General features: G+C 43.1%; 18 protein-coding genes. 9 read left to right on the forward strand and 9 right to left on the reverse strand.

Features of this window, described 5'->3' with window-relative positions; all coding sequences use genetic code 11:
• Positions 1–7: 7 nt before the first annotated feature.
• The 4 genes from rsmA (at position 8) to SPUTW3181_RS16545 (ending at position 4209) form a co-directional block, all read left to right on the forward strand.
• Positions 8–814, forward strand: a complete 807-nt coding sequence (rsmA, locus tag SPUTW3181_RS16530; RefSeq protein WP_011790443.1) for a 16S rRNA (adenine(1518)-N(6)/adenine(1519)-N(6))-dimethyltransferase RsmA — start codon at positions 8–10, stop codon at positions 812–814.
• Positions 815–865: 51 nt separating this feature from the next.
• Positions 866–1246, forward strand: coding sequence for a Co2+/Mg2+ efflux protein ApaG (gene apaG / locus SPUTW3181_RS16535; RefSeq protein ID WP_011790444.1), 381 nt, complete (start codon positions 866–868; stop codon positions 1244–1246).
• A 21-nt stretch (positions 1247–1267) separates the two neighbouring features.
• Entirely contained in the window at positions 1268–2092 is an 825-nt protein-coding gene (locus SPUTW3181_RS16540) for a symmetrical bis(5'-nucleosyl)-tetraphosphatase (protein WP_011790445.1), read from the forward strand.
• A 95-nt stretch (positions 2093–2187) separates the two neighbouring features.
• Complete coding sequence (locus SPUTW3181_RS16545; RefSeq protein WP_011790446.1) at positions 2188–4209, forward strand: methyl-accepting chemotaxis protein; 2022 nt, start codon at positions 2188–2190, stop codon at positions 4207–4209.
• Between the two features lie 183 nt (positions 4210–4392).
• On the opposite strand, the gene SPUTW3181_RS16550 is transcribed toward SPUTW3181_RS16545, so the two are convergent.
• The 7 genes from SPUTW3181_RS16550 to rplU all read right to left on the reverse strand — a co-directional run bounded on the left by SPUTW3181_RS16550 (position 4393) and on the right by rplU (position 8758).
• Positions 4393–4809, reverse strand: a complete 417-nt coding sequence (locus SPUTW3181_RS16550; RefSeq protein WP_011790447.1) for a DUF3718 domain-containing protein — start codon at positions 4807–4809, stop codon at positions 4393–4395.
• A gap of 215 nt (positions 4810–5024) precedes the next feature.
• Positions 5025–5507 carry a type 3 dihydrofolate reductase gene (gene folA, locus SPUTW3181_RS16555; protein ID WP_011790448.1) on the reverse strand — a complete coding sequence of 161 codons (483 nt, stop codon included), beginning with the start codon at positions 5505–5507 and terminating at the stop codon, positions 5025–5027.
• Between the two features lie 29 nt (positions 5508–5536).
• Positions 5537–6010, reverse strand: coding sequence for a threonine/serine exporter family protein (locus SPUTW3181_RS16560; protein WP_011790449.1), 474 nt, complete (start codon positions 6008–6010; stop codon positions 5537–5539).
• Positions 6007–6768 carry a threonine/serine exporter family protein gene (locus SPUTW3181_RS16565; RefSeq protein ID WP_011790450.1) on the reverse strand — a complete coding sequence of 254 codons (762 nt, stop codon included), beginning with the start codon at positions 6766–6768 and terminating at the stop codon, positions 6007–6009. Before SPUTW3181_RS16565 ends, SPUTW3181_RS16560 begins: the two co-directional genes overlap by 4 nt.
• Positions 6769–6795: 27 nt before the next feature.
• Complete coding sequence (gene cgtA / locus SPUTW3181_RS16570; RefSeq protein WP_011790451.1) at positions 6796–7962, reverse strand: Obg family GTPase CgtA; 1167 nt, start codon at positions 7960–7962, stop codon at positions 6796–6798.
• A 215-nt stretch (positions 7963–8177) separates the two neighbouring features.
• Positions 8178–8432, reverse strand: coding sequence for a 50S ribosomal protein L27 (gene rpmA / locus SPUTW3181_RS16575; protein ID WP_007650346.1), 255 nt, complete (start codon positions 8430–8432; stop codon positions 8178–8180).
• 14 nt (positions 8433–8446) lie between these two features.
• Positions 8447–8758: a 50S ribosomal protein L21 gene (rplU, locus tag SPUTW3181_RS16580; protein ID WP_011790452.1), complete on the reverse strand. Its 312-nt coding sequence runs from the start codon at positions 8756–8758 to the stop codon at positions 8447–8449.
• A 275-nt stretch (positions 8759–9033) separates the two neighbouring features.
• Here rplU and ispB point away from each other — a divergent pair, with 275 nt between their 5' ends.
• The gene (ispB, locus tag SPUTW3181_RS16585) at positions 9034–10005 is read left to right on the forward strand and encodes an octaprenyl diphosphate synthase (protein ID WP_041408450.1); all 972 of its coding nucleotides are present in this window, start codon (positions 9034–9036) and stop codon (positions 10003–10005) included.
• 62 nt (positions 10006–10067) lie between these two features.
• Here ispB and ung read toward each other — a convergent pair whose 3' ends face one another.
• Positions 10068–10733, reverse strand: a complete 666-nt coding sequence (gene ung, locus SPUTW3181_RS16590; RefSeq protein ID WP_011790454.1) for a uracil-DNA glycosylase — start codon at positions 10731–10733, stop codon at positions 10068–10070.
• Between the two features lie 183 nt (positions 10734–10916).
• Here ung and SPUTW3181_RS16595 point away from each other — a divergent pair, with 183 nt between their 5' ends.
• The gene (locus tag SPUTW3181_RS16595) at positions 10917–11459 is read left to right on the forward strand and encodes a Tfp pilus assembly protein FimT/FimU (protein ID WP_011790455.1); all 543 of its coding nucleotides are present in this window, start codon (positions 10917–10919) and stop codon (positions 11457–11459) included.
• Positions 11460–11532: 73 nt separating this feature from the next.
• Positions 11533–11856: a DUF3144 domain-containing protein gene (locus SPUTW3181_RS16600; RefSeq protein WP_011790456.1), complete on the forward strand. Its 324-nt coding sequence runs from the start codon at positions 11533–11535 to the stop codon at positions 11854–11856.
• A 65-nt stretch (positions 11857–11921) separates the two neighbouring features.
• Here the strand turns inward: SPUTW3181_RS16600 and SPUTW3181_RS16605 are convergent, their stop codons facing one another.
• Positions 11922–12536, reverse strand: a complete 615-nt coding sequence (locus SPUTW3181_RS16605; protein WP_011790457.1) for a LysE family translocator — start codon at positions 12534–12536, stop codon at positions 11922–11924.
• Positions 12537–12757: 221 nt separating this feature from the next.
• On the opposite strand from SPUTW3181_RS16605, the gene SPUTW3181_RS16610 reads away from it, so the two are divergent.
• Positions 12758–13318, forward strand: a complete 561-nt coding sequence (locus SPUTW3181_RS16610) for a thioredoxin family protein (RefSeq protein WP_025008563.1) — start codon at positions 12758–12760, stop codon at positions 13316–13318.
• Positions 13319–13532: 214 nt separating this feature from the next.
• Positions 13533–14999 carry a sigma-54 interaction domain-containing protein gene (locus tag SPUTW3181_RS16615; RefSeq protein WP_011790459.1) on the forward strand — a complete coding sequence of 489 codons (1467 nt, stop codon included), beginning with the start codon at positions 13533–13535 and terminating at the stop codon, positions 14997–14999.
• Positions 15000–15074 lie beyond the last annotated feature (75 nt).

Raw genomic sequence — 15074 nt, forward strand, 5'->3', positions numbered from 1 at the left:
ATTATTAATGAGCAACAAAGTACATTTAGGCCACACGGCCAGAAAGCGTTTTGGACAAAACTTTTTAACCGACGGCAATGTGATTAATCGTATTGTCGGCGCAATTGCACCTGATAATAACCATGTCATGGTGGAAATTGGTCCCGGTTTAGGCGCCTTAACCGAGCCCGTTGCAATGGCGGTCGATAATCTCACCGTAGTAGAACTGGATCGTGATCTGGTTGAACGCTTACATAAACACCCCGTCCTCAAAGACAAACTGACCATTCATCAGGGTGATGCCCTGCAATTTGATTTTAGTCAGCTCGTTGTTCCGGGTAAAAAGCTCAAAGTATTCGGTAATTTGCCCTATAACATTTCGACGCCATTAATGTTCCATCTGTTCGAGTTTGCCGAACAGATTGAAACGATGCACTTTATGCTACAAAAAGAAGTCGTCCTGCGTCTATCGGCAAGTCCGGGTTGCAAAGCCTATGGCCGTTTAACCGTTATGGCGCAATATTTTTGCCAAGTTGTCCCTGTACTCGAGGTTCCCCCCCATAGCTTTACGCCAGCCCCTAAAGTTGACTCTGCGGTTGTGCGTCTTTTACCCTATGCGGAAAAGCCATTCCCCTGTAAAGATGTTAATGTACTACGCCAACTCTGTACCACCGCCTTTAACATGCGCCGTAAAACGCTGCGTAACAATCTCAAGCATATGCTGAGCGATGCCGAGTTCGAACAGTTAGGGATTGATCAAAGCCAACGTCCTGAACAAATCAGTGTCGAGCAATATGTTGCAATGGCAAATATGATCTGCGATAGAAAGGCTTAGTAGTGTTATGTGTGGGCACACCCTGTGCCCAATATCATTGTAGGAATAAGAATGAGCGCATTGGACACCTCAATTCGAGTTGAAGTTAAAACTGAATATATTGAGCAGCAATCCTCCCCCGAGGATGAAAAATACTTATTTAGCTACACTATCACGATTATCAATTTGGGCGAGCAAGCGGCAAAACTCGAGACTCGTCACTGGATAATTACAGATGCAAATGGCAATACCAGCGAGGTTCAAGGTGCAGGTGTCGTTGGCGAAACGCCCACCATTCCTCCCAATACGGCTTATCAATATACCAGTGGTACCCTACTTGATACTCCTCTTGGCATCATGCACGGTACTTATGGTATGGTCAGCGAGTCAGGGGAACGCTTTGAAGCGATAATAAAACCCTTCCGCTTAGCGACTCCAGGTTTATTACATTGATTTAACTGTAGAAAGGATATTGTGGCTCATTATTTTGTTGGTGATGTTCAAGGCTGTTTTACCGAATTACAAAAGGTACTTGAAAAAGTTGATTTTAATCCATCCCAAGATGAACTCTGGGCGGTGGGAGATCTTGTTGCTCGAGGCCCCGATTCTTTAGCCACATTAAGATTCTTCAAATCACTTGGTGATTCGGCTAAGACCGTATTGGGTAATCATGATCTGCATTTGATGGCAATTCACGGTAAGCTTAAACGTGATAAACCAAGTGACAATCTGAAAGCCCTTCTAAAAGCTGATGATATTAATGAGTTAATTGATTGGCTCAGGCAACAGCCGCTCATGCGTGAATTACCTGAGCAACAACTGATTATGACCCATGCTGGTGTGCCTCCGCAGTGGTCATTAGAAACACTGAGACAAGAATCAGCACTCGTTAGTCATGCACTCAAGCAAGATGACTATCTAGAGGCTTTAATAAGCCAAATGTACACAGATACCGCAGAGCGTTGGGAACCAACGGCATTAGGCATAGCTCGATTACGTTTTTGCATTAATGCTCTGACTCGAATGCGTTATCTCTATGTCGATGGCCACCTCAATTTTGATTGTAAACAACCACCACAGGATTGTACTGATCCACAGTTACGCCCATGGTATGAATACACTTCTCCATTACGTCAAAGCCACACTCTAGTCTTCGGCCATTGGGCTGCACTGATGGGAAATGTCAACGATAAAAAATTAAAGGCTTTAGATACAGGGTGTTGCTGGGGCGAACACTTAACCCTATGGCATCTTGAAAAAGACCAAAAAATTACCCAAAAAAGGTTAAAAAAGAGTTAAACTAAAACGGCCTATGGTCGATAAACGATTGTGCACAGCCCTGAATTTAATCCCCTTTTCATTTGGAAAAAATATAATAATAATTGGAGTATCCTATGAAAGTTAATGTAGCCACCAGAGTTATTGGCGGATTTAGCATTGTTACACTTTTACTTTTATTGCTAGGATTTACCTCCTACTTAACGAATACCAGCCTTAAAGATAGTTCAGCGTTGATGCAAGAGTTAAGCTTACCAGCACTCAAAGCAACCAATCGTTTAACAGAAAGTTTAAGTGAGCAACAACGCCAAGTATTAATCGCTTTTCATACTCAAAAATCAACGAACATCCCCAATATTCATAAAATCTTTGATGGTCATAGTACCCAATTTAAAAGTGAAATTAGCAATCTCACTCAATTAGTTCAAAGGCAAACCAATCTATCATCACTGATAGCTCAACTGAGTAGTAGCTTCTCAATCTTCGAACATGACAGTTTAGCGATGTTTTCTGAGCGAGAGTCAGCTCTGAGTAAACAAGAGTTGCTTATCAACCTAAAGAAAAAACTCGAAAATGCGGCAGATGACGCTTCATCGACGCTACTCGATGTGATTGACCTTGAGAGCAGCCAAAATCCAGATATGCAAAGTATTGCAGCCTCTGCCAGCGCCATAGACACTAGCCTAGGCAATATTATTACCACCATCGCAGATTTAGTCACGAATGAAGAGACAAGTAAGCATGAGCTTATAGCTAAAGAACTCGATTACATTATCAGTGAAACAAAAAATAAACTTGAATATGTTAATCGTCACGCTCAAGGCATAGTCGAAGCCGATACATTACAATCCATAAATAATGATATTGGCAAAGTCTTAGCATTAGTCGAAGGCAAAGATTCAATGGTAGATCTTAAATCTAGCCAGTTAATTCATACTCAAGAGTCAATTAATAAACTCGCGATTATTGAAAAAGATGGAAAGATCATTGATGCCAATATGGAAGACGTTAGCAATAATATCGAACTTATCGCTACCAATATGAGTCAAGCAACGATGGCAGAAATTGATGCTGCCAGCCTGCGTATTATTATCGTTGTGTTAATCGCTATAGTGGCAGCAATTATTATTAGCTTCGCTGTAGTCAATCCATTGAAACGCTCACTTCAGCAAGTTAATCATGCACTTAATGTCTTAGCTTCTGGCAATTTAACCCATAAATTGGACGATTCCGGCCACGATGAATTTGCGGAGCTGGCTAAAAACTGTAATAGACTTGTCGACAGCCTACGTAGTTTGATTATTGGTATTTTGGACCGTTCGAACCAACTTGCAGCAGCAGCGGAGCAAACATCAGCCATCACAGCGCAAACAACTTCGGGCATACAAGAACAAAAAAGTCAGGTTGATCAAGTTGCTACCGCAACTACTGAACTTAGTTCTAGTGCCCAACAAGTATCACAAAGTGCCGATGAAGCACTTGAGCAAATCAAACAGGCAGATCTAGAAACCCAACATATGCGCGCTATTGCGCAAGAGAATAAATTAACTATCTTAGCCTTAGCTGATGAGGTATCTAAAGCGGGATTAGTCATCAATAAAGTGCAATCGGATAGCGCCTCTATTGGCTCCATTCTTGATGTGATCCGTGGCATCGCAGAGCAAACCAACCTATTAGCGTTAAATGCGGCTATTGAAGCGGCAAGGGCTGGTGAACAAGGGCGCGGGTTTGCGGTTGTTGCCGACGAAGTGCGTAACCTAGCCTCTCGAACTCAAGTCTCTACCCGTGAAATTCAACAAATGATAGAAGTGTTACAACAGGGCGCGGAGCAGGCTGTAGCAGCCATGGATATGGGTCGTGCCCAAGCTAATGCTTGTGTTGAAAAAACCGAACAAGCAAATTTGGCATTAGAAACGATAAGTCAGTCTGTTCATAAAGCCTATGACTCTGGCACCCATATCGCGCATGCCGCACAGGAGCAAAATTTAGTCAGCCAACAAGTATCAGAAAAACTAGAACATATTGCTGCAATATCTGAAGAAACCGCTATCGGGGCAGATCAAACGGCTCAATCTAGCCACCAAGTCGCAAAATTAGCTGAGGAGCTTCAAGCTTCGGTGGGTGAGTTTAGAGTGTAAATAAGTCAGCCTTAATAAGGGTCGCACAAGCGACCTTTAATATTGCGACTAACATAAAGCCTCAAAAATACACTATAACGGTTAATCCGCTACATGTTTAAGTAACAAAAATGCCGAATTGTAGTTCGGCATTTTTGCTTTAACACTCGTCAATCAGAATTCAAATTCAGCTAGTTAAGAGAATTAATCCTCTTCACCACCCGCAGAACCACCAAGACGATCTTTTACTGCAGCAGTGATAGGGCTTGCACTATGCCCATTAGCCTCTGCCCAAGCATGAATAGTCATACCGTCTGATTCTGGCACACTTAACTCAGTCACAGACAAACGCTTAGCGACAAATTCTCCTGCATCGCTTGCATTGGCGCTATAAGCCGTTCGTAACAGACTTTGACCATCACAATTAATACCGCTGTAGATCTGACGTAATTTAACGCGACTCTCTTTCAATTTCTTACGTAAGCGGTTTTTATCATTCGCTTTCACATAATCACAAATACTTGCTACAAGTGGATCTGCATCAGCCGCAGCAGCTTGTGTTGGAACAGAAACATAACTAAAACCGATTAACGCAGCCAAAGCCACAGGCATAAGACGCATCCGATACTCCTTAATACTTTCTTATAGTTTTATTATCAATTTTGTATGGGATGCAGCAATATCTAAAGGATACTAGCCACTATGGCCTTAGTTTTCGGCTAGATTTTGCAACGCCATCTGGGTTAGCTCACATCACCACTAAGTCGCCAAAATGATCAATACTTTAGACATTTTGACAATCCATACGCACAGGGTACACAACATAACAACCTAATTTAACATTTTTTTGTCAAATTGATAAAGCGATATTCCAGTCCATCGGCATTTATACAGGATAGTGATTCGGTTTCTTGCCAATCACGAGCGTCCCATTCAGGAAAATAGGTATCACCTTCAACATCAAGGTTAATTTGGGTTAAATAGAGGATATCGGCCTGAGGTAATAGTTCCCGATAAAGCTGACCACCACCCATAATCACTAACTCTTCACACTCACCAGCAGCTTGTTTGGCTGCATCAAATGAGGTCACACAGGTCACACCTTCAATCACAAGGTCAGCTTGGCGGGATATCACAATGTTATGACGACCTGGGAGAGGGCGACCGATTGACTCAAAGGTCTTACGTCCCATCACGACTGGCTTGCCTAAAGTCATCGCCTTAAAGTGTTTAAGATCCTCAGGAAGATACCACGGCATTTTATTATCTTTTCCGATGACTCGATTATTTGCCATCGCGGCTATCATAGCAATGCGCATGCTCACTCCAGTGTTGTAGATATAAAGAATTACCGAATAACGGGGCGGGTTCTAAAATACAATAGACTCGGCAATGCAAGCCCAACCGCTAATGCTCCAAGAATAAAGACGGTTTTTAAACCATTGCTGATCACTTGGCCGGTTAACTCTTGGCTCACCTGAGACTGAGCAGTTAACTGCACTAAAGCAATCACAGTATTAAATGCGTAAGTACCGGGTATCATCGGAATAATAGCGGCCACAGCATACATTAAAGGTGGCGCTAAATGGCGCTTCGCAAACCCTATTGTTATCATCCCCACTAAAGCTGCAGCAGCAAATGTCGCCCATTCGATAGGAAGGCCAAAGTGAAGCATCAAGGTACGCGAGCTATGCCCTATCGCGCCAGCTAAAGCGCAGTAAGGTAAAAAACGCTTGGGCACATTAAACACCATGGCAAAACCAACGGCAGGAATAGCTGAAAAAAATGCATCATGTAAAAGCATGTTCAGTAGTTCTATCATAGAAAGATACCACCAAGCTGCATGGCAATGGTTATGCCAATCACAGACGATACAGTCAACAGTGTTGCATGTCCCCAGCGTGAAATCCCCACGTTCATATGGCCTTTCACCATATCGGAAATCGCATTAATCATAGGGAAACCAGGCACCAACATGAGCACACTCGCCGCCATTGCCGACTGTGGTGTTTCACTGAGTGAAAATACGTAACCTGTTTGCGCAATCATACTAATCACAAATGCAGTCGTAGCAAAATTCACCAATAAATTAAAATGGCGTTTGGCAATCGCTAAACGAACGGACATGCCTACCGCAGAAGCAAAAAAAGTGATCACACACGCGGCTAAATCACCATTAAAGAGATGGCAAAAACTGGCACAGGACAGCCCTATCATTAACACAACTAAAGCAGGTGGATAGGTTTTAGGCTCAATACGGGCTAGACGTTTACGAACTTCATTAGGTCCATAAAGCCCTTTTTCAGCTAATAAGCAGATCCGCTGCAATTCACACACTATGGTCATATTGATGCCATGTTCACGAATTCGACGGGTAGTAGTAATACAGCGGCCATGAACCAAACTGGTCAAGACGAGGGAATTTGAGGAAATAGAAAGCTCTACGCTAGCAAGGCCTAAAGCCTGGCCTAAACGCTGACTGATTTCTTCAACGAGATCAGATTCAGCGCCATAGGCCAGTAGCAGTTGTGCAACACGCACAACCTGCCGAGTAATATCATTTTGAGTATCAGCGTACACGGGACTCTCAAAACTCAGACATTAATATTATCTTTGGTAAATGACTTCTACGTCGTAGTCATCATCATCAAAGTCGTCGTCAAAATCATCATCATAATCTTCATTGACTGAATCAAGATTAGCTTGATGATAATTGTCCCATTTGAATTCCACTTCATCGTCTGGATTAACAACATTGTCTTCTGGTGGCAGACTCGCAATGTAATCCAATAACTTCAGAGCTAATTCTTTAGTGCCTTCGCGATTATAGGCGGAGATAGTATACACATCTCCTTCCCATTCTAGCTCTTTAACAATGCGCTCAACTTTTTCTTGCAACTCTTCTTCAAGTAACAAGTCGGTTTTGTTAAAGACTAGCCAACGAGGCTTACTCGCCAATTTAGGAGAATACTTTTCAAGTTCACCAACAATAGCGCGCGCAGATTCAACTGGATCGGTTCCATCGATAGGTTCAATATCAATGATGTGCAATAAAATACGGCAACGCTCAAGATGCTTTAAGAAGCGAATACCTAAACCCGCACCTTCAGCTGCACCTTCGATCAAACCGGGAATATCGGCAATGACGAAACTCTGGCCAGGACGCGGATTGACCACACCTAAATTGGGGACCAAAGTTGTGAAGGGATAATCAGCAACTTTAGGCGTTGCGCGGGATACAGCACGAATAAAGGTCGATTTACCCGCATTTGGCATACCGAGTAAACCCACATCGGCAAGCAGTAATAGCTCAAGCTTCAGGCTACGAACTTCACCGGGCGTCCCTAGGGTTTTCTGACGTGGTGCACGGTTAGTACTGCTCTTAAAACGGGTGTTACCTAAACCATGGAAACCACCCTTAGCCACCAATAGCTTTTGACCGTGGGTTGTCAGATCACCAAGCACTTCCTCGGTATCATGATCAATCGCGCGTGTTCCAACAGGCACCTTTAAAATCAAATCCTTACCACTATGACCAGTACAGTCACGGCCACGACCATTTTCACCGCGCTCAGCCATGTGAAAACGCTCGAAGCGAAATTCAATCAAAGTGTTGAAGTTTTCGTCGGCCTGCAGATACACACTGCCGCCGTCGCCACCATCACCACCATCAGGACCACCATCAGGTACATATTTTTCGCGTCTAAAACTGACACAACCGCTACCGCCGTCGCCCGCTTCGACCCTAATTACTGCCTCATCGACAAACTTCATACTTACTCCTGGCATCACTGAATGAAGGAATTATACCGTCTAACTTCATCGGTCGCCAAAAAACTCGAGATACTTTGCTCCCAATCTTACCTGCCAACGCCCTCAATTTGGTAAAAATTTACCAAACTCATCATTGATACAGCGTAAATAGAAGCATAAAAAACAGAAAGCCCCACCAAAGGCGGGGCTTTAACAGTATAAGCTAGATTCGAAAATTAAGCTTCGATGCTAATAAACTTGCGGTTATTAGGACCTTTAACTTCGAATTTAACTTTACCGTCAGTCAATGCAAACAGAGTGTGGTCACGACCAATACCCACGTTTACACCAGCGTGGAATTTAGTACCACGTTGACGAACGATAATGTTACCAGCTAGAACTGATTCACCGCCAAAGCGCTTAACACCTAGACGTTTACTTTCTGAATCGCGGCCGTTACGAGTAGAACCGCCAGCTTTTTTATGTGCCATGAGTTAGACTCCTATTATGCGTTGATAGCAGTAATTTTAACTTCAGTGAACCACTGACGGTGGCCCATTTTCTTGTCGTGGTGCTTACGACGACGGAACTTAACGATAGTTACTTTCTCGCCACGACCATGACTCACTACTTCAGCAACGACTTTACCGCCAGCTACTAAAGGAGCACCAACGTGCACTGTTTCACCATCAGCGATCAGTAAAACTTGATCGAACTCAACAGTTGAACCAGTAGCAACTTCTAATTTTTCTAAACGAACTGTGTGGCCTTCAGCTACACGGTGTTGTTTACCACCACTTTGAAAAACAGCGTACATAGCTATTTTACTCCGATATTCCTAACACGCTGGCTCGCACTTTTGGGGAGGCAGGGTGCTACAAAAACTTTATTGACAATGGGCGCGGAGTTTACGCGAAGAATCCATTTCTGACAAGCCCTAATTAGGAAAGAATAAAAAAAGGCCGGAATAACTCGCACATTAGTTGTCCGAGTGCTGTCATATGTCAGAATTTTAGGTAAAATTCATTCTATATAACACGTGAGCCTAAAATAGAGGCCGGGTACGTAATGGCCCCACAACCAGAGTCTATTATGGATTTAAACGCTATTCGTCAACTGGCTGACACTGATATGCAAGCAGTCAATCAGCTGATATATAAACAGCTTGAGTCAGATGTCGCCCTGATCAACCAGCTAGGTTTCTACATTATCAATGGTGGCGGTAAGCGTCTTCGTCCTTTACTGTCAGTGCTTGCTGCACGTACGGTAAGCTACGAAGGTGATGCACACCTCAAGCTCGCGGCTATCATTGAGTTTATCCATACCGCCTCATTACTCCATGATGATGTTGTTGATGAATCGACACTTCGCCGTGGGCGCGAAACCGCGAACGCCCTATTTGGAAACAGTGCAAGTGTGCTTGTGGGTGATTTCCTTTACACGCGCTCATTTCAGATGATGACAGAACTCGATAATATGAGAGTGCTGCGGGTCTTAGCGGATACGACCAACGTACTGGCTGAGGGTGAAGTATTGCAATTAATGAATTGCAACGATCCTGACACCACTGAAGAAAGCTATATGCGTGTCATTTACTGTAAAACAGCTAAGTTATTTGAAGCGGCGACCTTGCTTGCAGCAGTATTAGCGGGAGCAAGCACTGAGCAGGAAACCGCTCTTGGTAATTATGGGAAATATCTCGGAACCGCTTTTCAATTAACTGATGATTTGCTCGATTACACCGCTGATACTGAAGAGTTAGGAAAGAATATTGGTGATGATCTCGCCGAGGGCAAACCGACGCTACCTTTAATCTACGCCATCGCCCACGGCACCAATGAGGAAAGGCAACTTATTCGCCAAGCCATTGAGCAAGGTGATGGTACGCAGGCAATTGATAAAATTGTGGCCGCATTACATCACTGTGGTGCATTAACCTACACTCAGCAAAAAGCGATTGAAGAATCGGAAAAAGCCATTGCAGCACTGGATGTATTGCCAGATAGCGAATTTAAAGAGGCTTTAGTGTCACTGGCTAAAATATCAGTTGATCGCAATCATTAATTGTTTGCACTCAACTTAGAATAAAAAAGGTCTTACTATGTAAGACCTTTTTTATTGAGTCATTAAACTTGCCACTGTATAGGGATTTCACCCCGCGCTGTCAGCAATTGGTTCACCTTTGAAAAATGCCCACAACCAAAAAATCCACGATAGGCGGATAAAGGGGATGGATGCGGCCCACACAACACTTGATGCTGCGGCGCAGTAATGACTGCACCTTTCTTTATTGCATGGCTACCCCACAGCACAAAAATAATCGGCCTAGATTGCTCGTTTAACAATTTTAATACTGCGGTAGTAAATATCTCCCAGCCAGCATTGGCATGTGAGTGAGCTTGGCCTTGCTCAACTGTTAATACCGTATTGAGCATTAAGATCCCTTGTTCGGCCCAGTAGCTTAAATCACCATGGTCAGGAATATGGAAACCAGGAATATCATTAACCAGTTCTTTATACATATTAGCCAATGATGGTGGTGGCTTAATACCACGCCTAACGGAGAAGCATAATCCATGCGCCTGATTTGGGCCATGGTAAGGATCTTGTCCAATGAGTACGACTCGAACATTTTCAAGGGGAGTCATCTTGAAAGCGTTAAAAACATCCTCTTTAGGAGGATAAATGACTTTGCCCAATTGTCGTTCTTTGTTCACAAATGCGATTAACTCTTGGTAGTAAGTTTGTGCACGCTGGTTATCAATAAAATCCTGCCAAGTTGAAAAAGTCACAATAATTATCCTCAAATTACAATGTGGCTAGCTTAAAAGTCATGGCTAACATTCACAAGCCAAGTGTGAGATTAATGTGCTCACTCGGCCCACAATAAAACCATTTTAAGTTAATTAGGCCGATTTTAAATGTTATAGTGCCTACACATTTTAAACTCACCTCGTCGCTTCATATTGACCATAATGAGATCAAAATACCCACAAGCAGGTTTTACCTTAATAGAACTCGTGGTCGTAATCCTATTGCTTGGCATTCTCGCTGTCGTGGCGTTACCCAAATTCGTTAACATACAACAGGACGCACAAATAGCCAGCGTAAAAGCGAGTGCAGGAGGTTTTAAAACGGGGCTCAATTTGGCTCGTTCTGTATGGGCAGTAAAAGTAGGTTCAGGTCCAAGCGAAGATTTACCAGTATTTGGTACAGCACAGTCTGAACAAGTCGATTTCAACGCTTTTGGCTGGCCTGCCCAGCACTATATTTACGGCAATGAAGCCTCACCCGTATTGGATAACGTAGAAGACTGCGTTTCTGTATGGCAAGTGCTGTTTCAGAATGCACTACCTAGCGTTTCGCGTTTAAATATTGATGCCGATGACACCGATTATAAAGCCAGTTACATCTCCCCTAGTCAGTGTAAATATTCCTATCGAGCTAATGACAAATTGGCCGTTTACTATGACTCCCGCGATGGAACCGTTACGACCGACTTAGATCCCAATAGTTGATGTTTAACGATTCCTTCTTAAGCTAATTAGGATAGAATCGGCCATTGATTTGTTATTTTCCAGAGTGAGCACCATGACCGAAACGAGCAACACCACCATTTTTGAACTTGCCGATCAATTTATTGCTTTAGCCAATCAGCTAAGCCAGCAAGAAGGCGATGTCGGTAAAGTCGGTACAGCCCTGCGTTTTGCTGCAGCACGTTTTAATGCCTTTGAAGCAGCCATAAAATCTGCTGATTTAGGCGCAGAAAAAGATAGCGCCCTAGAATGGTTTAGTTCTGAATATCGTGAAATGCTGAATGATAATTTAGAAGATCATATCGCTAATCCCCCGGTTATTCAGGAAGAATCAGCGCCAGCAGAAGCGGATGACTCCGTACAAATATTTAAAAGCTAATTAAACCGCTATCCTAAAATCTGAATAATAATGCCATCAACTGATGGCGTTATTATTCGTGCGGTTTAAAGCGTATAAATCACTCGAATGGCTAACAGTATTAAGACGATACCGGTTAATTTATCAATCAAACCCGCCTTTTCTCGAAGTTTAGGTAACACCCGCGAATGAGACAACATTAACGCAACTAAGCTATACCAAAGACCGTCCACGATTAAAGGGGTCAAAACAATCAAGGCCTGCCCTGTCATGCTATCTGCCACCATGACAAACTGGCTAAACAGCGCCAAAAAAAACAGTAGGATTTTGGGGTTAAAAAGAGAGATAGCTAATCCATCCCTCGCCGCAGTGAATGTATCAGTTGCTTCTCCGGCAGCAAGTTTTGCTTGCACACCACCATTTGAGCGCAGCGACTGAATACCAATCCAGGCTAGATATAAAGCCCCCATAATTGCAATTCCATTAAATAGTAAAGGGGCTTTTTTTAGGGCTACGGCTAGACCCAATAACGTGATCAAGGCATAAAAACCGATCCCGATAGAATGCGCCCATGCACAAACAATCCCTTTACTACGTCCACCCCCTAACGTATGACGTACCACCATGGCTAAACTTAGCCCCGGAGACATAGCTCCCAAACAACAAATTGCCAATAAACCAAACCAAGTACTCAAACTCATGTATATGTCCTAAAAGGGATAAATAAACTCAACGGGTTTTCGCATAGCGACATTCTAACATCGGCAGAGTAAGGCGTTAATGTTAATACTCGGCTTTGGAACATGGAGCTGCAACTAACATGATACAAGTGGGATAAATATCCTAAATTCACGTAGTTTTAAGCTGTTAGCGACTAAGATAAATGCCAACTTGTTTTAGATATTCTCAAGCGGAAGCGTTTATGGGCACAATCACCCTCATCAGTTTTATTCTTCTTAGTTTACTAATCGGCGTCATTCTGCTTTTGTTATGGCAAAAGAGAAAAGGTAAAAACATCCCATTATCAGTGATTTTTACCTTAGGATTTTTTGCATTAGGTTTAGGCAGTATTATCGGATTTGTACACAAAGGAGAAGATTATCAGGCTTACCAAAAACTCCAATGGCATACCTTAGCACCCGCCGAAATTGCTCCTCTGGTCGCACAGGGTTATACGGTTTTTGTCGATATCACTTCAGATTGGTGCACGATTTGCCAAACGAATAAAGCCGATGTGACCCACAGAGAACAAATTGTAAATGCCCTAATGGCAGAAAATATTATTTTAATGCAAGGCAATTGGAGTGAAGCCAACAGCACAATTGAATCATATATGCGCCATGAGGGAGTACCAGGCACGCCTTACAATAAAATCTATGGGCCAAGTTTACCTAAAGGCATTGTGTTACCAGCAAAATTGAGTATCAATGATGTGCTTAATGGCCTTGCTGCGGCCCAAGGTCGTCCAGCATACTCATACTGAATTCTAATCAAAGCATCTTTAAAGGCGTTTTAATTCATACATATCACATCGATGGCTACAACAAAATACCAAACAAACTGCATCTCACGCTAAGAAAGAGCATTGAATGTAAGATACCGAATCATGCTGTAAGCCAAACATCAAAGTCACGATATATCGCCAAGATATAAAGTGTATAATCAAGCTATCTGCTTGCTACCTCGGTAATCTGTGTATGACTAAGACCCCCTCCCCTAAAGAACCATTAGACAAACATTTTCTGCCGGAAAATCAGTTGCTACTCAATGCCGTGGGTGAAGGTATTTATGGTTTTGATTTAAATGGAAATGCCGTTTTTATCAATCCAGCAGCTGAACGGATGACAGGCTGGAAAAATGCAGAGTTACTGGGCAAAAATATCCATAATTGCCACCATCATAGCCATGCGGATGGCAGCCACTATCCCCAAGAAGATTGTCCAATTTACAATACCTTAAAGGATGGTATCACCCGCGAGATCACCCACGATGTGTTTTGGCGTAAAGATGGTAGCAGCTTCCCTGTGCATTACAGCTCAACTCCTGTTTATCGAGACAATCAACTTATTGGCGTAGTCGCGATATTTCGTGACATTAGTATTCAAAAACAAACTGAGCACTCATTACGCCAAGCCTTAATTCAAGTGCAAGCACTATCCGAACGTCTTGCATCAGAAAATCACTACCTGCAAGCCGAATTAGCAGATAAAACAGGTGATGTGGATATTTCTGGTAATAGCAGTGTTATCCGCCACATGATCCAGCAACTACACATGGTTGCCAACACCGACAGTACAGTGTTGATTTGTGGTGAAAATGGCACAGGAAAAGAATTAGTTGCCCGCAACTTACACAAACTCAGTCACCGCAAAGATAAACCTATGATCAGCGTTAACTGTGCCGCCTTCTCAGCCTCTTTACTGGAAAGTGAACTCTTTGGTCACGAAAAAGGAGCATTTACTGGTGCCACCAGCCGCCGAAAAGGTCGATTTGAACTTGCACATCAGGGAACGCTGTTTCTCGATGAAGTCGCAGAACTCAGTTTGGAAGCCCAATCAAAATTACTACGAGTTATTCAAGAGCAATCCTTTGAACGTCTCGGCGGTAGTGAAACCATCCAAGTGGATATTCGCTTAGTCGCAGCCAGCCACCATGATTTACTCAAACGAGTCGAGCTGGGATTATTTCGTATGGATCTCTATTACCGTTTGAATGTATTCCCAATTAAAGTTCCGCCACTCCGATCGAGGCTGGATGATATCCCCGAACTAGTCAGCCATATACTCCATAACTTGAATCGAAAACTGGGTAAAAAAATCCGCGGGGTCAGTCAAAAAGGCCTACAAAAACTGATGGCCTACACTTGGCCCGGCAATGTACGTGAGCTACAAAATATCCTTGAGCGTGAAGCAATTCTTACCCAAGGAGATATTTTACACATCCATGCAATGCCAACCGATAACCTAAATGCGCCACATTTATCACTGCAGCATCAAACCCTAGCTGAAGCTGAGGCATGGCATATAGAACAAACACTTAAACGCTTAAATTGGCGTATATCAGGGCCTTCTGGCGCAGCTAATATCTTAGGGGTACCGCCGAGCACGCTCAGATCGCGGATGAAAAAATTGGGGATCCAACGTCAAATGAATGAAACGAATTAGCGTCCCACAATCTAAATTACACGATATATCGCCAATTCGCGATATATCGTGAGAATGCATAATCAGTTCATTAAT

It is taken from the genome of Shewanella sp. W3-18-1, from assembly GCF_000015185.1.
Classification (GTDB): Bacteria; Pseudomonadota; Gammaproteobacteria; order Enterobacterales; family Shewanellaceae; genus Shewanella; species Shewanella putrefaciens.